19 protein-coding genes are annotated in these 18,699 nt (G+C 72.8%); 6 read left to right on the forward strand and 13 right to left on the reverse strand.

Features of this window, described 5'->3' with window-relative positions; genetic code table 11:
• Window positions 1-27: 27 nt before the first annotated feature.
• Complete coding sequence (locus tag G4G93_RS31255) at window positions 28-1,227, forward strand: lytic murein transglycosylase (RefSeq protein ID WP_165090894.1); 1,200 nt, start codon at window positions 28-30, stop codon at window positions 1,225-1,227.
• Window positions 1,228-1,353: 126 nt separating this feature from the next.
• Here G4G93_RS31255 and G4G93_RS31260 read toward each other — a convergent pair whose 3' ends face one another.
• Complete coding sequence (locus tag G4G93_RS31260; protein ID WP_165090897.1) at window positions 1,354-2,457, reverse strand: L,D-transpeptidase; 1,104 nt, start codon at window positions 2,455-2,457, stop codon at window positions 1,354-1,356.
• A gap of 96 nt (window positions 2,458-2,553) precedes the next feature.
• The gene (locus tag G4G93_RS31265) at window positions 2,554-3,435 is read right to left on the reverse strand and encodes an extensin family protein (protein WP_165090900.1); all 882 of its coding nucleotides are present in this window, start codon (window positions 3,433-3,435) and stop codon (window positions 2,554-2,556) included.
• A 159-nt stretch (window positions 3,436-3,594) separates the two neighbouring features.
• On the opposite strand from G4G93_RS31265, the gene G4G93_RS31270 reads away from it, so the two are divergent.
• The gene (locus G4G93_RS31270; RefSeq protein ID WP_165090903.1) at window positions 3,595-5,655 is read left to right on the forward strand and encodes a M3 family metallopeptidase; all 2,061 of its coding nucleotides are present in this window, start codon (window positions 3,595-3,597) and stop codon (window positions 5,653-5,655) included.
• Window positions 5,656-5,659: 4 nt separating this feature from the next.
• Here the strand turns inward: G4G93_RS31270 and G4G93_RS31275 are convergent, their stop codons facing one another.
• The 3 genes from G4G93_RS31275 to G4G93_RS31285 are packed head-to-tail and all read right to left on the reverse strand — an operon-like array spanning window position 5,660 to window position 8,474.
• Complete coding sequence (locus tag G4G93_RS31275) at window positions 5,660-6,427, reverse strand: ABC transporter permease (RefSeq protein WP_395411051.1); 768 nt, start codon at window positions 6,425-6,427, stop codon at window positions 5,660-5,662.
• Window positions 6,424-7,584: an ABC transporter permease gene (locus tag G4G93_RS31280; RefSeq protein ID WP_165090905.1), complete on the reverse strand. Its 1,161-nt coding sequence runs from the start codon at window positions 7,582-7,584 to the stop codon at window positions 6,424-6,426. The genes G4G93_RS31275 and G4G93_RS31280 overlap by 4 nt, the downstream gene beginning before the upstream one ends.
• Window positions 7,581-8,474: a glycine betaine ABC transporter substrate-binding protein gene (locus G4G93_RS31285; protein WP_312892304.1), complete on the reverse strand. Its 894-nt coding sequence runs from the start codon at window positions 8,472-8,474 to the stop codon at window positions 7,581-7,583. Before G4G93_RS31285 ends, G4G93_RS31280 begins: the two co-directional genes overlap by 4 nt.
• A gap of 341 nt (window positions 8,475-8,815) precedes the next feature.
• Here G4G93_RS31285 and G4G93_RS31290 point away from each other — a divergent pair, with 341 nt between their 5' ends.
• Window positions 8,816-9,130, forward strand: coding sequence for a response regulator (locus G4G93_RS31290; protein ID WP_395413666.1), 315 nt, complete (start codon window positions 8,816-8,818; stop codon window positions 9,128-9,130).
• Between the two features lie 144 nt (window positions 9,131-9,274).
• Here G4G93_RS31290 and G4G93_RS31295 read toward each other — a convergent pair whose 3' ends face one another.
• The 3 genes from G4G93_RS31295 to rsmI all read right to left on the reverse strand — a co-directional run bounded on the left by G4G93_RS31295 (window position 9,275) and on the right by rsmI (window position 10,917).
• Window positions 9,275-9,490: a hypothetical protein gene (locus tag G4G93_RS31295; protein WP_165090841.1), complete on the reverse strand. Its 216-nt coding sequence runs from the start codon at window positions 9,488-9,490 to the stop codon at window positions 9,275-9,277.
• Between the two features lie 91 nt (window positions 9,491-9,581).
• Window positions 9,582-9,965 (reverse strand): YraN family protein, encoded by a 384-nt coding sequence (locus tag G4G93_RS31300; protein WP_246737144.1) that lies wholly within the window; start codon window positions 9,963-9,965, stop codon window positions 9,582-9,584.
• Window positions 9,949-10,917: a 16S rRNA (cytidine(1402)-2'-O)-methyltransferase gene (gene rsmI, locus G4G93_RS31305; protein ID WP_165090913.1), complete on the reverse strand. Its 969-nt coding sequence runs from the start codon at window positions 10,915-10,917 to the stop codon at window positions 9,949-9,951. The genes G4G93_RS31300 and rsmI overlap by 17 nt, the downstream gene beginning before the upstream one ends.
• Window positions 10,918-11,077: 160 nt before the next feature.
• On the opposite strand from rsmI, the gene G4G93_RS31310 reads away from it, so the two are divergent.
• A complete protein-coding gene (locus tag G4G93_RS31310; protein WP_165090916.1) occupies window positions 11,078-12,310 on the forward strand; it encodes a penicillin-binding protein activator in 1,233 nt (410 codons plus the stop codon).
• 157 nt (window positions 12,311-12,467) lie between these two features.
• On the opposite strand, the gene hemW is transcribed toward G4G93_RS31310, so the two are convergent.
• The 3 genes from hemW to yciA are packed head-to-tail and all read right to left on the reverse strand — an operon-like array spanning window position 12,468 to window position 14,413.
• Window positions 12,468-13,631 carry a radical SAM family heme chaperone HemW gene (hemW, locus tag G4G93_RS31315; protein ID WP_165090919.1) on the reverse strand — a complete coding sequence of 388 codons (1,164 nt, stop codon included), beginning with the start codon at window positions 13,629-13,631 and terminating at the stop codon, window positions 12,468-12,470.
• A 48-nt stretch (window positions 13,632-13,679) separates the two neighbouring features.
• Window positions 13,680-13,991, reverse strand: a complete 312-nt coding sequence (locus G4G93_RS31320) for a YkgJ family cysteine cluster protein (RefSeq protein WP_165090921.1) — start codon at window positions 13,989-13,991, stop codon at window positions 13,680-13,682.
• Window positions 13,988-14,413, reverse strand: coding sequence for an acyl-CoA thioester hydrolase YciA (yciA, locus tag G4G93_RS31325; RefSeq protein WP_165090923.1), 426 nt, complete (start codon window positions 14,411-14,413; stop codon window positions 13,988-13,990). Before yciA ends, G4G93_RS31320 begins: the two co-directional genes overlap by 4 nt.
• Window positions 14,414-14,561: 148 nt before the next feature.
• Here yciA and G4G93_RS31330 point away from each other — a divergent pair, with 148 nt between their 5' ends.
• The gene (locus G4G93_RS31330) at window positions 14,562-14,930 is read left to right on the forward strand and encodes a hypothetical protein (protein ID WP_165090926.1); all 369 of its coding nucleotides are present in this window, start codon (window positions 14,562-14,564) and stop codon (window positions 14,928-14,930) included.
• A gap of 33 nt (window positions 14,931-14,963) precedes the next feature.
• Here the strand turns inward: G4G93_RS31330 and G4G93_RS31335 are convergent, their stop codons facing one another.
• Window positions 14,964-16,247, reverse strand: a complete 1,284-nt coding sequence (locus tag G4G93_RS31335) for an ArgE/DapE family deacylase (RefSeq protein ID WP_165090977.1) — start codon at window positions 16,245-16,247, stop codon at window positions 14,964-14,966.
• Between the two features lie 228 nt (window positions 16,248-16,475).
• Here G4G93_RS31335 and G4G93_RS31340 point away from each other — a divergent pair, with 228 nt between their 5' ends.
• Window positions 16,476-17,084, forward strand: a complete 609-nt coding sequence (locus tag G4G93_RS31340; RefSeq protein WP_165090928.1) for a hypothetical protein — start codon at window positions 16,476-16,478, stop codon at window positions 17,082-17,084.
• A 37-nt stretch (window positions 17,085-17,121) separates the two neighbouring features.
• On the opposite strand, the gene G4G93_RS31345 is transcribed toward G4G93_RS31340, so the two are convergent.
• Window positions 17,122-18,693, reverse strand: a complete 1,572-nt coding sequence (locus G4G93_RS31345; protein WP_165090931.1) for a GMC oxidoreductase — start codon at window positions 18,691-18,693, stop codon at window positions 17,122-17,124.
• Between the last annotated feature and the right edge of the window lie 6 nt (window positions 18,694-18,699).

Here is an 18,699-nt window from a genome sequence, read left to right on the forward strand (position 1 = left end):
GCGGCGAAACGGGAGAGATTTCTGCTCATGACGCGGCGCGCGACCCTCAAGGCCGCCACCCTGCTCTGCCTCGCCGGCCTCGGCCTGCCGGAGGCGGCGCTGGCGGATTTTCGCTCCTGCCTCGCCGGCCTCGGCCAGGATGCGGCGGCGGCCGGCGTGTCGCCGGCGGCGTTCCAGGCCGCCACGGCGGGAATCAGCTTCGACGACAAGGTGATCGAGCTGTCCCAGGCCCAGCCCGAGTTCAAGACGCCGATCTGGGACTACATGGCCGCCCTCGTCGACGACGAGCGGGTCGATGACGGCCGCGCCGCCATGCGCCAGCACGCGACTGCGCTCGCCCAGGCCGAGGCGCGCTACGGCGTCGACCGCTACACCATCGCGGCGGTGTGGGGCGTCGAATCGAACTTCGGCAAGAACCTCGGCAAGATGCCGCTGGTCCAGTCGCTTGCGACGCTGGCCTGCGGCGGCACCCGCCGGCGCGACTTCTTCCGCGGCGAATTGATCGCCACCCTCAAGATCATCGACCGGGGCGACATCGCCCCCGATCGCCTGACCGGCTCCTGGGCCGGCGCCTTCGGCCAGACCCAGTTCATGCCGACCACCTACCAGCGCCTCGCGGTCGACCTCGACGGCGACGGGCGGCGCGACGTGGTCGATTCGGTGCCGGATGCGGTCGGCTCCACCGCCAACTTCCTGCGCGTCGCCAAGTGGCACAACGGCCAGCCCTGGGGCTACGAGGTACGGCTGCCGCCGGGCTTCAACGTGTCGGCGGCCGGGCGCAAGAACAAGAAGCCGGTGGCGCACTGGGCGTCGCTCGGGGTGACGAGGATCGACGGACGGCCGCTCTCCGGCGAGGGGCCGGTCGGCATCATGGCCCCGGCCGGCGCCGGCGGCCCGGCCTTCCTGGTGACGAAGAACTTCGACGCGATCTACTCCTACAACGCCGCCGATTCCTACGGGCTGGCCATCGCGGTGCTGTCGGACCGCTTGCGCGGCAAGGCCGGCATCCAGACCGCCTGGCCGACCGACGACCCGCCCCTGTCCCGGGCCGAGCGCCGCAGCCTGCAGAGCGCGCTGGCCGCCCGCGGCTACGACGTCGGCGAGCCGGACGGAAAGGTCGGCTCCAAGACCCGCGAGGCGATCAAGGACATCGAGCGGCGGCTCGGCATGCCGCAGACCGGCCGGCCGGGAGCGAAGGTGCTCGAGGCGTTGCTACGGAGCAATTGAGGGGGCGGCGAGCGTCCTGCCGGCCCTGCCACCCTCCCCGTCATCCCGGGCCTGCCCGGCGGAACCCGGGATGACGGGGAGGATCTTCTTAGGATTAGGCGTCCGACCCGATCCGACGAAGTCGGCTCACTTCCCGAAATCGACCTTCGCGCCCTTCGCGACGTGCTTGGCCAGATCGCGGGCATCCCAGTTCGTGAGCCGGACGCAGCCATGCGATTCGGTCTTGCCGACCTTTTCCGGCTCCGGGGTGCCGTGGATGCCATAGCCGTCGTTGCCCGACAGGTCGATCCAGACCACGCCGACCGGGTTGTTCGGGCCGGGCTTGATGGTGAACTTGCTCTTCGACTCGACGCCCTGGAATGCGTATTTCGGGTTGTAGGTGTAGGTCGGGTCGAAGGCGACGCCCTCGACCTTGAGGACGCCGCTCGGTGCCGGCTTCTCCTCGCTGCCGATCGAGGCGGGGTAGAGGTGCAGCAGGGTCCCGTCCTCGCCGTAGGCGCGGACCTGGAGCGCGTCCTTGTCGACCTCGATGCGGCTGACCTTCGGGGTCTCCGGCAGTTCCTTGGCGGGGATTCGCCCGGTCTCCAGAGGCGGTACCGCCGCCACCGTGATCACCGTGCCGGCCTTCGCCAGCGGCTTGTCGGGGTTCAGCGCCTCGAGCAGGCCCTTGCTCATATGGAAGCGCTCCGCCAGCATCTCGGCCGGGGACGTGTAGGACAAGGCCTTCAGGTCGGCCTGGTCCTCCATCTTCGCCGGGATCGTCTCGGCATAGGGGCCTTCGACGTCCTTCTCGGTCAGGGTGTACTGGGTCACCGCCGGATCCTGGCTGGTGCCGGACAGGGCCTGCCAGAGCGGCGCATCGATCTGGCCGGAGAAGGGCTGTCCCTTGGCCTTGGCGAAACCGGCGAGCGCGCCGCGCAGGTTGTCGCCGTCGCGCCCGTCGATGGCGCCGGGCGAGAAGCCGGCCCGGTCGAGCAGAACCTGTGTCCGGATCGTCAGCGGATCGGGCCGCTTCTCGGCGGCCTTGGAGGATTTTCTCTCGGATGATTTCGTCTCGGAGGACTTCTTGTCCGCGCCCTTGCGGTCGTCCTTGTCCGCCTCCGGCGCCCCGGCGTCGAACTGCGCCTGGTTGATCGCCTCCGGCGTCAGGGGCGTCTCCGCGGCGCCGGCCGCGCCCGCGAGCCCCATCACCAGTAGAGCCGCCCCGAGCCTCGCCGCCGCAACCCGCATCTGACCGTCTCCGACAAAGCAAAGCCCGGCCCGAACGCCGCGCCGGCAGGGCTTACAAGCGTGAGAGGCCCGATCCCGTTCCCGGACGGGAGACGCTCATTGGCACAGGCGGTGGCCGGCGGGGCGCTCGCGCTCGTCGAGATGGAGGTGATTGGCGTGGGCGGCATCCGAGCCGGGTCCCAGAACCGTGCGGAAGAAACCGCAGGCGCGAGCCCTGACGGTCGCCTCGAACGCGGCCTCCGGCGTGCCCTCCCGCGTGGCGCCGACGGTGACCGGCGCCCTGCCCTCGAACGTGAAACCCATCACGTCGATCCCGTTGGCATAGGCGTGCTCGCTGAGCTTGGCGCTCGGATCGTGGTTCTGGCCGCGGCACTCGTAGGAACCGCCGATCTGGAATTTCTGCGGCGCCTTGCCGAGGCTGCGCTCGGCGATCACCCGCACATCGGTGCTCCAGCGCGCCAGGGCCTCGGCGGCGGTGCAGGTGAGGGTGGCGGCGGGGGCCAGGGTCACCCCGTCCGGCAGCTCGGTCACCCGCAGGGGCTTGGCCGCCCCGCACATCCCGTCCGCGAGCGGCGCCACCGATTCCGCCTTGGCGCCGAGCCGTTCGAGCCGGCGCAGGCAGGCGGTGTCGTCCGGCACGATTGTCGCGGGCGTCGGCGCCGGGCCGGAGGGGATGTCGGCGGGCCGCTCGGGCGGCAGCGGGGCCGGCTCCGGCGTCACCGGGGGCGTCTCCTTCGCGGCGTCCTTCGACGCCGGATCCTTGTCCGTCGCATCCTTGCTCGTCGCGTCCTTGGCCGCAGGCTCCTTCGTGGCAGGTTCCTTGGCCTCCTCCGGTCGCGGGGGCGGCAGGGGGACCTGATCGGCCGGGACCCGGCTCAAGGGTGGCGAAGCGGCGGGCGTCTGCGCCGCGGCCGGGATCGCCGCGAGGCCGGCTCCCAACAGCGCGGCGAGGCACTGCCCCACGATCGTCCCCGGCATTGCGCGCCCTCCCCTGGTCCGCTCCTCAACGGGCAGCCAAGCGTGACCGTTCCAAGGCGTGACCGTTCCGAGGCGTGACCGGTAGCCTGCGACCGGCCTTCGCTTGCGCCGCCCGCCCCAGGGGCTATCGTCACCCGCCACCTGAACGAGAGGACCAGCATGCGCGGCGTCACGGCGGAGCACGAGCCCAACCCCTTCTCCGAGCCGGCCTGGACCACGCCGCACGGGCTGCCGCCCTTCGAGCGCATCGCGCCGGCGCATTACGAGCCGGCCTTCGAGCGGGCCCTGGCCCAGCACCTCGCCGAGATCGAGGCCATCGCCGGCAATCCAGAACCGGCGACCTTCGCCAACACGATCGAGGCGCTGGAGCGCGCGGGCCAGGCCTTGCGCCGGGTCTCCTCGACCTTCTTCAACCTCACCGGCAGCCACACCAATCCGGAGCTGCAGGCGGTGGAGCGGGCGGTGGCGCCCCGGCTCGCCCGCCACGGCAGCGCGATCTACCTCAACCCCGACCTGTGGGCGCGGGTCTCGGGCATCGTCGAGGATGGCCTGTCCGACGAGCAGAAGCGGGTGCGCGAGCGCTACCGCCTGCGCTTCCGCCGGGCCGGGGCCGAGCTCGACGCCGAGGCAAAGGAGCGCATGGCCGCCATCGCGGCGCGGCTCGCCGAGCTCGGCACCCAGTTCAGCCAGAACCTGCTCGCCGACGAGGGCGCGTTCACTCTCGAGCTCGACGGCGAGGGAGACCTCGCCGGCCTGCCGCCCTTCCTGCGCGCCGCGGCCGGTCGCGCCGCCGAGGAGCGCGGGCTGGCCGGGCGCCACGTCGTCACCCTGTCGCGCTCGCTGATCGAGCCGTTCCTGGTCTTCTCGACCAACCGCGCCTTGCGCGAGCGCGCCTACGCCGCCTGGATCCGCCGCGGCGAGAATGGCGGCGACACCGACAACCGGGCGATCATCACCGAGACCCTGCGTCTGCGCGCCGAGCGCGCCCGCCTCCTCGGTTATCCGAGCTACGCCGCCTATCGCCTCGACGACACCATGGCGGGCAGCGCCGAGGCCGCGGTCGGGCTGCTGGAGGAGGTCTGGGCGCCGGCGCGCCGGCGGGCCGAGGCCGAGCGCGACCGGCTCCAGGCGCTGGCCCGCGAGGACGGCCAGACCGCGCCCCTCGCGCCGTGGGACTGGCGCCACTACGCCGAGCGCCTGCGCCGGCGCGAGCACGCCCTCGACGAGGGCGAGATCAAGCCGTACCTGCCCCTCGAGGGCATGATCCAGGCCGCCTTCGACACCGCGCACCGCCTGTTCGGCCTCTCCTTCACCGAACTCCAGGACGCGCCGCGCTATCACCCGGAGGTACGGGCCTGGGAGGTCGCCGACCGCGACGGGCATCTGGTCGGGCTGTTCCTCGGCGATTACTTCGCGCGGCCGAGCAAGCGCTCGGGCGCCTGGATGAGCGGCTTCCGCTCGCAGGAGCGCCTCGCCGGCGAGATCACGCCGATCATCGTCAACGTGATGAACTTCGCCAAGGGGGCCGAGGACGAGCCGGCGCTCCTGTCCTTCGACGATGCCCGCACGCTGTTCCACGAATTCGGCCACGCCCTGCACGGCCTCTTGTCGAACGTGACCTACCCGGTGCTCGCCGGCACCGCGGTGGCGGGCGACTTCGTCGAGCTGCCGTCGCAGCTCTACGAGCATTGGCTGGAGCAGCCCGAGGTGCTGCGCGCCCATGCCCGCCACTACCGCACCGGCGAACCGATGCCCGAGGACTTGCTGCGCCGGCTGCTCGCCGCCCGCACCTTCAACCAGGGCTTCGCCACGGTGGAATATACGGCATCGGCCATCGTCGACCTCGACCTACACCTGTCGGGCGAGGCCGAATCCGGCATCGATCCCCTCGCCTTCGAGGCCGAGTCGCTGCGGCGGATCGGCATGCCGGCCGAGATCGCGATGCGCCACCGCACGCCGCACTTCCAGCACATCTTCGCCGGGGAAGGCTACGCGGCCGGCTATTACAGCTATCTCTGGTCCGAGGTGCTGGACGCCGACGCCTTCGACGCCTTCCGGGAGGCCGGCAACATCTTCGATCCGGCCACTGCCGAGCGCCTGCGCACCTACGTCTACGGCGCCGGGAACTTGCGCGACGCCCGCAGCGCCTACACGGCGTTCCGCGGACGCCTGCCGAGCACCGCGCCGCTCCTGCGCAAGCGGGGGCTGGCGGCGGCGTAGGCCGTCAGCGGCGCAGCAGCCTTCCGACTCCCGCCGCCGCCGCCAGCCACGCGGCATCGGCCAGGAAGGCGAGCGCCGCGGCGGCGGCCGCACCCTGGACCAGCGCCAGGGTGTTCTGGTTCTGCAGCCCGACGACGATCGGGGTGCCGAGGGTCTGGGCGCCGGCGAGCGCCCCGATCGCGGCGGTCGCCACCGCCAGCACCAGCACCACCCTCAGCGCCTCCAGGATCGGCCCGGCGGCGAGGGGCAGTTCCACCCGCAGCAGCGTCTGCGCCGGGGTGAGGCCCAGCGCGGTCGCGGCCCGGCGCACGTCGTCGGGCACGGTGGCGAGCGCGCCGACGGTGCCGCGCATCACCGGCATCAGCCCGTAGGCGGCGAGCGCCAGCAGGATCGGCGGTGCGCCGAAGCCGAGCACCGGCAGGGCGAGCGCCACGATCACCACCGGCGGCGCGGCTTGCGCGGCGGCGGCCAGGGTGTCGAGGGTGGCGCGCAAGGACGCGCCGGCCGCCCGGGTCGCCAGGATGCCCAGCGCGAGCCCGGCCCCGCCGGCGAGGGCGAACCCCGCCAGTGCCAGGACGAGGTGCTGGCGGGCGAGCCAGGCGAGGCGCCCGGCCGGTACCGGCGTGCCGGCCTGCAGGCCGAGGATGCGGACGACGAACCCGGCGACCTCCGGCAGGCTGAGCACCGCGAGGGCGAGGCCGAGGAGGAGCGGCGCCAGGGCGCCGCGACCGGCGCGGGTCATGCCGTCTCTGATCATGCCGTCTCTGATCATGCCGTCTCTCCTGCAATCCTCGCTCCCGTGAGGAGGGCGAGCCCGGCATCGACCGCGAGCGCCAGGCCGATCACCGGCAGCGCCCCGAGCAGGATCAGGTCCTGGGCGAACTGTGCCATGCCCTCGAACACCACCGCCCCGAGCCCGCCCGCTCCGACGAGGCCGCCGAGGGTGGCGAGCCCGATGCTCTGTACCGCCGCGACCCGGAGCGCTCCGATCAGCACCGGTGCCCCGAGGGGCAGGCGCACCCGCAGCAGCACCTGGCGGGGCGTGAGCCCCATGGCGCGCGCGGCGGCGAGCACGTCTGGATCCACCCCCGCGAGGCCGGCGGCGAGGCCGCGGACCAGCGGCAGGCCGAGATAGGCGGCGGTGCCGATCACCGCCGGGGTCGGGCCGATGGCGGCAAGGCCCACGCTGCGCAGGGCCGGCACCAGCGCGAGCAGCGCCGAGAGGCCCGCCACCAGGGCGGCGAAGAGCGCGAGCGCCGGTACGACCTGGATCCCGTTGAGAAGCCCGTCGGCGAGGCGCGAGGCCGGCCCGCCGCGCAGGTGCAGGAGCGCCAGGGGTCCCGCGACGACCAGGGCCAGCGCCAGCGACGCCCCGGCCAGCCCGAGATGCTGCACGAAGGCCGTCCCGATCGAGGCCGCCCGCGCACGGTACTCGACGGCGAGCGACAGGGCGTCGAGGAAGTCGGCCAGGCCGGCGAGGGTGCTCAGCCCGACGAGGAGCAGGACGGCGACGAAGCCGCCGCGGCGCGGCAGCGCCGCGCGGGCGGATTCCGCCACGAGGCCCGCGAGGGCGAGGCCGGCGAGCCATGCCCCCGAGCCGAGGGCGGCACGGGCGGCCGGCGGCTGCCCGGCGACGAGGTCGGCCGCCGCCCGCCCGGCCCCGAGGAGCAGCGCCCCCCAGGCGGCGAGCGATACCGCAAGGGCGATCCCCGCGCGCCCGGGCCGCCCCGGCCCGGCGAGGAGCCAGGCGGCGGCGACCGCGAGCATCCCGGCCGCGGCGCCGGACAGCCCGCAGCCGACGGGACTCCCGGGGACGAGGCGGTTCGGCGCCAGGGTGAGGAACGGCAGTCCGGCGAGGCTCGCGACGGCGAGGGCGGCAAGAGCGGTGGGAAGCCAGGCGGCGGGCCGGACCGGGACGGAGGGCGTCATGAGGGGAGCGTTCCGAGATAGCGCCGGGCGACCGTCTCCGGCGTGTCGCCGTCCACGGCGATCTGCGCGTTCAGGCGCCGCAGGATCGGCAGGTCCAGGCCGGCGAACAGCCGGTCGAGAACCGGCCCGATCTCCGGGTGGCGGACGAGGACGGTGGTGCGGATCACAGGGGCCGGCTCGTACACGATCTGCGCCCCGGCGGGATCGCTCATCACCACCACGTCGAGGGCGGCGATCGCCCCGTCGGTGCCGTAGACCATGCCGGCATTGACCCCGCTGATTCCCTGCGCCGCCGCCCGCAGGGTGACGGCGGTGTCGCCGCCCGGCAGCATGACGATCCGCTCCCGCGGCATCGTGAAATCATAGGCCTGCTCGAAGGACGGCAAGGCGGCGGGGCTTTCTACGAACTCCGCCGAGGCGGCAAGCTCGATCAGTCCGCGGCGGACCGCGCCGGCGAAATCCGCCATCGTGGCGAGGCGCTCGGCCCGGGCGAGACCGCCCTGCACGGCGATCTGCCAGGTGTTGTTGGCCGGCGCCGCCTTCAGCCAGGTGAGGCCGTGCCTCGCATCGAAGTCCTTGGCCGCCGCATAGGCGCTGTCGGCCCGGCGCCAGACCGGATCCGAATCGGTGCCGGAGAAGAAGGCGGCGTTGCCGGTATATTCGGGATAGACGTCGATCTCGCCCGCGGTCAGCGCGGTGCGCACGATGCGGGTCGGGCCGAGCTGGAGCCGGGCCGCCACCGGCACGCCGAGTCGCCGCAGGACCATCACGATCAGGTGGCCGAGGAGCGCCCCCTCCCCGTCGACCTTCGAGGCCACGACGACCGGCCTGTCGGCCTGCGCCGGGGTGGCGGCCGCCCGTCCCGACAGGGCCGCCGCGAGCGCGGCCACCCCGCCCCCCGCGATCAGGCGTCGGCGATTCAAGGGGCGGGGAGTATTGCGGCGCCGCTGCATCGCGTCCCATGTCCGTGCGCTTGACATGTCTGCCTTTCCGGGCGACGGCTCACCGGCGCAGGCCTCGTCTGCCGGCGCGGCCCCGCTTGGGTTGCGGGTGGATGGAATGGTGGATGGAGTTCCTGGCGGCCCCGCGGCTTCCGCGGCGACAGGGACGGTTCGGTGGGGCCTCGGTGCGGGGCGTTGAGGGAAAGAACTCCGGCGTGGGCACGGAAACAAGCGAAGACCTCCTGAACGGTGCCCGCGTCCTCGTGGTGGAGGACGAAGCGGCGATCTCGATGCTGTTGGAGGACATGCTTCTCGATTTCGGCTGCGAGGTCGTGGGTCCGGCGGCCCGCCTGAGCAAGGCGCTCGAGATGGCCGAGACCGAGAGCTTCGTGGTCGCGATCCTCGACGTCAACGTCGCCGGCGAGCCGATCTACCCCGTGGCCGAGGCGATCGTGCGCCGCGGCCTGCCCCTCGTCTTCTCCACCGGCTATGGCGGCGCCGGCATCCGCGAGCCGTTCCGCGATCGCCCGGTGGTGCAGAAGCCGTTCAGCCAGCAGGACCTCAAGCGCACCCTGATCGCCGCGATCGCGGCGGCAGCGGGCTGAGTTCGCACGCGCATCGACAATTCGCCATCGTCATTCCAGGGCCGCGAAAGCGGAGCCCTGAATGACATGGATGGTGTCACTCGCCCTTGGGAATCACCAAGCGAGTCGGGACGGCGTCGCGTCGGCCGCGCGCCGACGCCGCCTTCAGCAGATCGACGGAACCCTTGCCCCGACCGAGCGCCGCTCGGCCGGCTCGGGGCGCTCGGCTGCCTCCTGCGCCTCGACGCGGCGCTTGAACGCACCCCAGGCCATCAGCGTGCAGCCGCAACCGTCGCACTGGATCAGGGCGTCGTCCTTCAGCTCCGCCGGAAGACGGACCGCCGGGGAGCCGCAGGACTCGCATCCGAAACCGCTGCGCATCGTGTGACTCCCCCTCCTCCGCGACGACGTGATGCCGGCGAGCTTAGCCATGTTGCGCTGCACGCAAGATGAACGCAATCGCCGAAAAACGCTACGCGTCCAGCTCGAAGACCGAGACGACGTGCCGGGGCCAGTGTCCCGGCGCCACGAACACCGCGTCGGCCCGCAGGGTGAGGCCCGCGCTCCAGGGCGCGCGGGCGATCCAGGCCCGCGCCGCGCGTGAGAACAGCCGGCGCTTGCGGGCGTCGATCGCCACCTGGGCCGCCTCCAGGGTCGGCCTGGCCTTGACCTCGACGAACGCCACGACGCCGCCGCGGCGCACGATCAGGTCGATCTCGCCGCCGCCGAGGGAGACGCGCCAGGCCAGGGGCCGATAGCCCTTCAGCATGAGGGCGAGGGCCGCCAGCCACTCGGCCCGGCGTCCGCGCACGAAGGTCAGCCGGCGCCGGCGCGCGGCCTCAGGCGTCGTCGGCATCGTCGCTGCGGCGGGCCAGCACCAGGGCGCGGGCATAGACCTCGCGGCGCTTCACGCCGGTCTCGTCGGCGACCAGGGAGGCGGCATCCTTGATCGAGTGGCGGGCGAGCGCCGCCTCGAGACGGGCATCGAGGTCGGCGTCGGCCTCCGGGCCCGGCGCATCCTCGGGCGCGGTGCCGATCACCACCACCACCTCGCCCTTGGGCGGGCCGGAGGCGGCGTAGTCGGCGGCGAGGCCCGCGAGATCGCCGCGGCGCACGGTCTCGAACAGCTTCGTCAATTCGCGCGCCACCGCGGCGGGCCGCGTGCCGCCCAGCACCTCGGCGGCGTCGGCCAGCATCTCGGGCAGGCGGTGCGGCGCCTCGAACAGCACGAGCGTGCCCGGCACGGTGGCGAGGGCCGCGAGCCGGTTGCGCCGCGCGCCGGTCTTCTGCGGCAGGAATCCCTCGAAGAAGAACCGGTCGGTCGGCAGCCCGGCGGCGACGAGCGCCGTGATGGCGGCGGACGGGCCGGGAATCGGCGTCACCGCCAGTCCCGCCTCGATCGCCGCCTGGACCAGCTTGAAGCCCGGATCCGAGACGAGCGGCGTGCCGGCGTCGGAAACCAGCGCCAGGGCCTCGCCCCCTTGCATGCGGGCGATCATGCGCTCGCGCACCCCCTCCCCCGAATGCTCGTGATAGGCGACGAGCGGCGTGGTGATGCCGTAATGGGCGAGCAGCGTGCGGGTGACCCGGGTGTCCTCGGCCAGCACCGCGTCGGCGGCGGCCAGCGTCGAGAGCGCCCGGAAGCTCACGTCCTTCAGGTTGCCGATCGGGGTCGCCACCACGTGCAGGCCCGGGGCCAGGGGCTCGGCCTCGGCGGCGAGGCCGAAGGCGGTGTAGACCGCCGGGCCCCGGCCGGTCGCGGACCGGTCCGGGGGACGGCGGCGGGGATCGTCGCTGCGCTGGGTCATCGTCCCGGGACAGTGCCACGGCGCACCGCCCCAGCGCCATCGCCACGTGGGCGCGGGCCGTCGTTTACTTTTCGTCGGCAGACTTTATGCACCGGGCATGCATGTTGCTGGTCGGTTGCCGCGGCTGATTCGCAGCTCGGTCGGAACGGGGGAGCGGGCGATGGGGGGCATCGGCCTCGACACTCTGGGGCGTCGCGGGCGCGGCGCGGCGACCGCCGTCGCCCTGCTGGCGCCGATCCTGGCGCCGATCCTGGCCCTTGGCGCCTGCGGCGGGATCGACAGCCCGGTCGTCGCCACCCGCCCCGCGCCGGTCGAGGCGTCGGCGGCGCCCGCCGGCGACGGGACGAGCATCGGGGCCGGCACCGTCAAGGTCGCGCTGATCCTGCCGCTGTCCGGGCCCGGCGCAGCGGTCGGTGCCGGCCTGCGCAACGCCGCCGAGATGGCGCTCGCCGAATCCCAGAGCCCCGACCTGAAGATCCTGGTCAAGGACGACCGCAGCACGCCGGACGGCGCCCGCGAGGCGGCGGCGGCGGCCGTGGCGGAGGGGGCGGAACTGGTCATCGGCCCGCTCTTCGCCGGCGCCGTGCAATCGGCCGCGGCCACGGCGCGGCCGGCCGGCAGGCCGGTGATCGCCTTCTCGACCGATGCCAGCGTGGCGGCGCGGGGCGTCTACCTGCTCAGCTTCCTGCCCCAGCCCGAGGTCGACCGGATCGTCGACGAGACCACGGCGGCGGGGCGACGCTCCTTCGTGGCGCTGATCCCGGACACCACTTACGGCAGCGTCGTCGAGGCGCAGTTCCGCGAGGCGGCGGCCCGCCGCGGCGCCCGGGTGGTGGCGATCGAGCGCTACCCCGCCGGCAATCCGGGGCCGGCCGTCGGGCGCATCGCCTCCCTCGTCGCCGGCCCGGCGCCGCAGGCCGACGCGCTGTTCCTGCCCGACACGCCGGAGGGCCTCGCCGCCGTCGGCGCCGCGCTGACCCGCGCCGGCTTCAACCCGGCTCGGGTCAAGCCGGTCGGCACCGCCCTCTGGAACGACCCGCGGGTCTTCGTCCTGCCGGCCTTCCAGGGCGGCTGGTTCGCCGCGGCCGATCCGGCCGGCTTTTCCGGGTTCAGCCAGCGCTACCGCGCCCGGTTCGGGACCGATCCGGTCCGGGTCGCGACGCTCGCCTACGATGCCGTGTCCCTCGCCGCGGCGCTCAACCGGCAATACGGGTCGCAGCGCTTCGCCGATGCGACGCTCACCAACCCGTCGGGCTTCGCCGGGGTCGACGGCACCTTCCGGTTCCGGCCGGAGGGCACCAGCGACCGCACCCTGGCGGTGTTCGAGATCCGTGGTGGCGGCACGAGCGTCGCCAGCCCGGCGCCGCGGGCGCTCGGGCCGTCGGGGACCTGATCCCCGCAAGGCCCCTCTCCTTCCGCCCGGCCCGAGGCGTGAAGGGCCCGGGGAGCCAAGGCTCCCCGTCAGGCTCCCCGGGCCCCGGTCCCTCCTCAGGATCCGGGTTTCCCCTCAACTTTCGGCGTGGCGCAACGGCACCCGGTGCGGCGCAGGCTCAGGCCGCGAGTTCGGCCACGACGGCGTTGAGCACCGGCGCGCCTCTCGGCGTCGCGGCGATGCGGCCGTTCGGACGATGGGCGACGAGCCCGGCCGCCACCAGTCCGGCGACCCGGTCCGGATCGAGGGGGCGGCCCGCCAGCGCGGCGTAGCGGGCGGGGTCGATGCCCTCGCGCAGGCGCAGGCCCATCATCAGGAACTCGTCGGCCTGGTCGCCGGGGCTTAAACGCTCCGTCTCGACGATGCCGTGGCCCTCCCCCTCGGCCCGGGCGAGCCAGGCCTCCGGGTTGCGCTCGGTGGAGGTGCCGGTGCGGCCCTCGGGGACGACGAGGCGGCCATGGGCACCGGGGCCGATGCCGGCATACTCGCCGTAGCGCCAGTAAAGCAGGTTGTGGCGCGATTCGGCGCCCGGCCGGGCATGGTTCGAGATCTCGTAGGCCGGCAGGCCGGCCGAGGCGCAGACCTCCTGGGTCACGTCGTAGAGGATCCGCGCCGTGTCGTCGTCCGGCACGGTGAGCTTGCCGGCGGCGGCGAGGCCGTAGAACGGCGTGCCCTCCTCGATGGTGAGCTGGTAGAGCGACAGGTGCTCCGCCGCCCGGGCGATGGCCCCGCGCAGCTCCACCGCCCAGGCCTCCGGCGTCTGGTCGGGGCGGGCATAGATCAGGTCGAAGGAGAAGCGCTCGAAATGGGCGGCGGCGGTCTCGACCGCCCGCATCGCCTCCTCGGTGCTGTGCAGCCGGCCGAGCTTCTTCAGCGAGGTGTCGTCGAGAGCCTGGACCCCGAGCGACACCCGGTTGACCCCTGCCGCGCGGTAGCCGCGGAAGCGGCCGGCCTCGACGCTGGTCGGGTTGGCCTCCAGCGTCACCTCGATGTCGGGCGCCACGGCCCAGGCCCCCGCCACCGCGTCGAGGAGCGCCGCCACCGTCGCCGGCTCCATCAGCGAGGGCGTGCCGCCGCCGAGGAAGATGCTCGTCACGGTCCGGCCCGGCGCGAGGGCGGCGGCGTGGGCGATCTCCCGCGCGAAGGCGGCCCGCCACCGCGCCTGGTCGATGGCGGCGTGGCGGACATGGCTGTTGAAGTCGCAATAGGGGCACTTCGCGGCGCAGAAGGGCCAGTGCAGGTAGACCCCGAAGCCGACGTCCCGGGTCGGATGATCGATCATCCGACGGATGTGCCGCCCCGGAGGCGCCGATGCAAGGGCCTGCAGCCTCTATGCCGGCAACCCGTGATGGCGCCGGGCGATCAGGCATTCCGGATCGCCGGGCTCGCAGGTGCGGCAGACCTCCGGGCGCACGGCGTAGACCTTGCAGGCCACGCGCTCGCCGACGCGGCCCTCAAGGGCGGAGCAGCGCTCGCCCTCGCACCGCATCCGCCCGGCCGGATCGTCGACGTACCGGGCCGGGATCCGGGCGATGTCGGCATCCTCCTCGATGCTGAACCGCGGCCACTCGGCCGAATAGGCGCAGCAGGCGCCGCATTCCTGGCAGGAGAAGGAGGCCGGTTCAGGAGGAGGCGGGGTCACGGGCTCAGGCCCGGGGCGGCGGGCGGGATCGGGCGCGGGCGGCCGTCGTCGTCGATCGCCACGAAGGTGAACACGCCGACCGTCACCTTCTCGCGAGTCTGGGTGCGGAAGCGCCGGGCCCAGGCCTCGATCTGGATCCGCATCGAGGTGCGGCCGGTCGTGACGACCTGGGTGTAGACGCACAGCACGTCGCCGACCCGGACCGGCCGCAGGAAGGTCATGCCCTCGACCGCCACGGTAACGACGCGGCCCTGCGCCCGCTCGACCCCGGCGATGCCGCCGGCCTGGTCCATCTGCGACATCACCCAGCCGCCGAAGATGTCGCCGTTGGCGTTGGTGTCGGCCGGCATCGCGATGGTCCGCACCGTCAGGTCGCCCGGCGGCCGTGCCGCCTCGGTCGTCGCTTCGCTGGTTCCCGCCATGTTGCCCCGCGCTCCCCCTGGTGTCCCACGCGAGCATAGGGCATCGAGGCGCCGGAGCGCGAGCGCCCCGAATCGCGAGAGCCGGCGGTTTCTTCACCCCGCCTTCGGCTCTAGGGTCGGCGGCTCGCCATCAGCCGGAGGACGCAGCATGATCCAGGGCCACCCCACCAGCGGCGCGGAAGCCGACCGCGACTGCCCGGTCCCCCTCGCGACCCTCGGGGAGATCTACCGGGCCGAGCCGGAGGACCTGCCGGACCTCCTCGAGGCCCTGCCGGTGCAGACCCGCGCCAAGCTCGCGGGCTACCTCTACGCCAAGAGCCACACCCACAAGCTCGGCCTGGCCGTCGCCCGCACCTGCGACAAGGACGACCTGGTCAAGGCGCTCGGCGAGATCGGCGCCGTGGTCCACGGCCAGGCCCACCTGCCGCCGCCCAAGCCCGTCCAGGCCGCCCCCGCCGCGCCGCAGACCCGCAAGATCAGCCTCGGCGGGTCTGGGTCGAAGCGCAGCTTCGATTGACGAGGCCGCGGGCCCCGTCCGGGGCCCGCCCCTTCAGCGGCGCTCGGTGCCGCACCACTCGGCGACGAACAACGCCATCGCGGTGGTGATGCGCTTCAGCGAGGCGAGGCTGACCCGCTCGTCGAAGCCGTGGATGTTCTCGCTCTTCGGCCCATAGCAGAGCGCCGGCACCCGGTCGTACAGGGCGTGGACCCGGGTATCGAGGTAGCCGGCGGTCATGAAGCTCTTGAGTTCCGTCCCGGTCGCCGCCGCGTGGGCCCGGCCGAGCACGGCCTCGGCCTCCGAGCCTTCCTCGAGCACGTAGCCCTCGGCGAAGAAGCCGTGGAAGGTGACGCGCGGCGGGCTGTTCGACAGGAACGCGTCGTCGCGGGCGAAGGCCTGGACCGCCGCCTCGATCTCGCGGGCCGCGTCGGCCGCGCTGGTGCCCGGATAGATCGCGATGCGGCAATCGATCCGGCACCAGGCCGGGACCGAGGAGGCCCAGTCGCCGCCCTCGATCCGCCCGATATTGAGGTTGATCGGGTGCGCCTCGCCCTCGAAATGCGGTCGCCCGGCCTTGTCGGCGTTCCAGCGCGCTTCCAGCTGCCGCAGCGCCCCGATCACCCGGTAGGCGGCGTCGATGGCGTTCGCGCCCGTCCCCATCTCCCGCACATGGACCGGCCGGCCCCGGACCTCGACCCGGAACCACAGCACGCCGGTATTGGCGCGAACCAGCATCTCCTCCTCGGGCTCGGGGATCAGCACCGCATCGGCGCGGTAGCCGCGCAGATGGGTCATCAGGGCGCCGTTGCCGGTCGATTCCTCCTCGACCACCGACTGGAGGGTCACGGTCGCGGCGGGCTGGAGGCCGATGCGGCGAAGGGCGTCGAGGGCGAACAGGTTGGCGGCGTGACCGGCCTTCATGTCGGCCCCGCCGCGGCCGTGGAGCCAGTCGCCCTCCACCACCGGCTCGAAGGGCGGGTGGGTCCAGAGGTCGGCGGGACCCGGCGGCACCACGTCGACATGGGCCTGGAGGATCAGCGACCGTCCCCGCTCCTCCCGCGGCCGGTGGATGCCGACGACGATCGGCGCCTCGGAATGCTCAAGCGCGAACGTGGCGCCGCCCGGATGCGCCTCGATCTGCGCCCGATCCATCGCAAAGCGGTCCATGGCGTAGCCGCGGTCGCGGAAGCACCGGAAGACGAAATCCTGGATCGCCTGCTCCTGCCCACGGGTCGAGGGAAAGCGCATCAGCGCCTGGGTATGGGCGATCTGCGCGTCGAAATTCTCGGCGACGGCCGCGACGATGCGGTCGCGCAGGGCGGGGTCCAGGGGCATCGGAGGCTCCTTGAAGGCATGCACCACGCCTGCATAGCCGGGAAGCGGCGCCGCCGCGATGCGCCGGCCGGGCTGCGCGGCGGCGCCCTCACCGGTGGCGGCCGCGCCGGCCTTCCTCGAGGAAGGCACCGATTCACGCCACCTTAAATTGTCCTGACCTCGGAGGAATGCGCGGCGACCGCGAGACTGTCCGTGCCGCCCGTCACCTGGACAACAGGACCATCAACGATGTCTGCCGGATCGTCTCCACCCGCCGGGGCTGCGCCCCTCGGCGCGGCGCTCGTTACCTTCGCCAAGGTCGCCGCCCCGGCGAACGGCTTTTGCCGGGTGGGCGCGATTCCCGACCTGCAGGCGGGCGACCTGCTGGCCTGGTCGCTCGGCATCTATGCCGACCCGGCGAATCCGGATGCCGGCCACGACCCGAGCCTCGTCGCCACCGGGGATACCGGCCACGTCGTCATCGTCGCCGGGCCGGCGGTGCGGTACGGGCCGCCATCGGATTCCGCTCCGCACTGGCCGGAGCGGTTCGGCCTCGGCCGCGATCCGCAGTCGCAGGCCTACCGGGCCGTCTACGCGGTCCCGGTGATCGACGCGAGCAGCGTCCGGCACGCCGGTGGCAGCCGTAACTATACGGTCCGGCCGCATGGGGCGCCTGCGCTCGCGAAGCCGGGCGGGCTCGGCCGCGGCACGCTGTTCCTCAGCGTGGATGCGAGCGGCGCCCCGCTGCAATTCTGCTTCGACGACGGCAGCGCGACCCGGCCGGCCGACTGGTTCGTTCCCCCCGGCAAGGAGGGGAGCCCGGCCAAGGTCGTGATCGCGGCGGCGCGGCTCGTCTGAGGCGTCGCCGCGCAACGTACCAGGAGCGGCCGAGGGGTCAGGCTCCCAGCCGCCCGATGATGTGATCCGCCACCCGCAGCGAGTTGGCGATGATCGTCAGCGTCGGGTTCACCGCACCGATCGACGGGAAGAAGCTCGCATCCGTCACGTAGAGGTTGTCGAGTTCGTGCGCCTTGCAGTCGAGGTCGAGGACCGAACGCGCCGGGTCGGAGCCGAAGCGGAGCGTCCCGGCCTGGTGGGCGGTGCCGCCGATCGGTACGTCCTTGCCGAGATAGAGCGAGCGGTCGAACAGGTGCGGGTGGATGTCGAGCTTGGCGCAGAGGCCGCGCAGCTTGGCCTTCAACCGGTGCAGCGCCTCCTCGTTGGTCTGCTTCAGGTCGAGCCGCACTTTTCCGCCGTCGTAAAAAATCCGGTTCTCCGGGATCGGCAGGTCCTCGGTGGTGAGCCAGAAATCGAGCGAGTGCCTGGCGAGCCAGTCGAACGGCTTTTCCGGGAACCATTGCAGGAACCCCGGCAGCCCCTCGCCGTGGATCTGCACCCCGTCCGACTTGCCGACCATCTGGATATGGCCGAGGGGAAACTCCCAGTCGTCGGCGCCGAAGTAGAAGTCGTTGAGACCCAGCGTCTTCTGGAACTTGGTCGGGTTCGGGGTGCGGGAGATCGCCAGCACCGTCGAGTTGTTGTGCCGCATGTAGTTGCGGCCGACCTGTCCTGACCGGTTGGCCAGCCCCTGCGGGTGGGCATCGTTGGCGGAGCGCAGCATCAGGAGCGCCGAGGACAGCGCGCCGCAGGCCACCACCACGATGTCGCCGGTGAACACCTCGGTCGCGTCGCCGCGCTTGACCGCGACGCCAGTGACCGTCCGCCCGGCCGGATCGGTGAGGAGCCGATCGACATAAGAATTGGTCTTCAGGGTGAGGTTGGGGTGCGCCGCGAGCGCCGGGTCGACGCAGGTGATCTGCGAATCGGCCTTGCCGTTGGTGATGCAGGGATAGCCGTCGAAGGCGTCGCAGCGGATGCAGGCCGAATGCGGCAGCGGCTTGCCGTCCCGCTCCTCCAGCCGCACGCCGACCGGCAGGTGGAACGGGTGGTGGCCCTCGCGCTTGAGCCCGTCGAACAGCTCCTGGATTCGCGGCTCGTGAGTGATCGGCGGGTAAGCGTAGGGTTTTCGCGAGGGCGGCTCGGTCGGATCCTCGCCGCGCAGGCCGTGGACGTAGTAGAGTTCTTCCGCCGCCTGGTAATAGGGCTCGAACACGTCGTACTTCACCGGCCATTCCGGCGAGATCCCGTCCGGATGGCGGATCTCGTGGAAATCCTTCTCACGCAGGCGGAGCAGGACCGAGCCGTAGACCTTGCTGTTGCCGCCGACGAAGTAGTGCAGGCCGGGATGGAAGCTGGAGCCGTCGGCGCCGTACCAGGTCTCCGGTGCCTGGTAGCGGGCATCCACGAAGACCGCTTGGCTGTCCCAGTTCTCCCGTTCGCGCGGCAGATAATCGCCGCGTTCCAGCAGCAGGATGCGCCTGCCGGTCTGGGCCAGCCGCCACGCCATGGTGCCGCCCCCGGGCCCCGAGCCGACGATGACGACGTCGTAGTGCCGGTTCTCGCTCATCGGCGG

This window comes from Methylobacterium sp. DB0501 (genome assembly GCF_011043735.1).
Lineage (GTDB): Bacteria > Pseudomonadota > Alphaproteobacteria > Rhizobiales > Beijerinckiaceae > Methylobacterium > Methylobacterium alsaeris.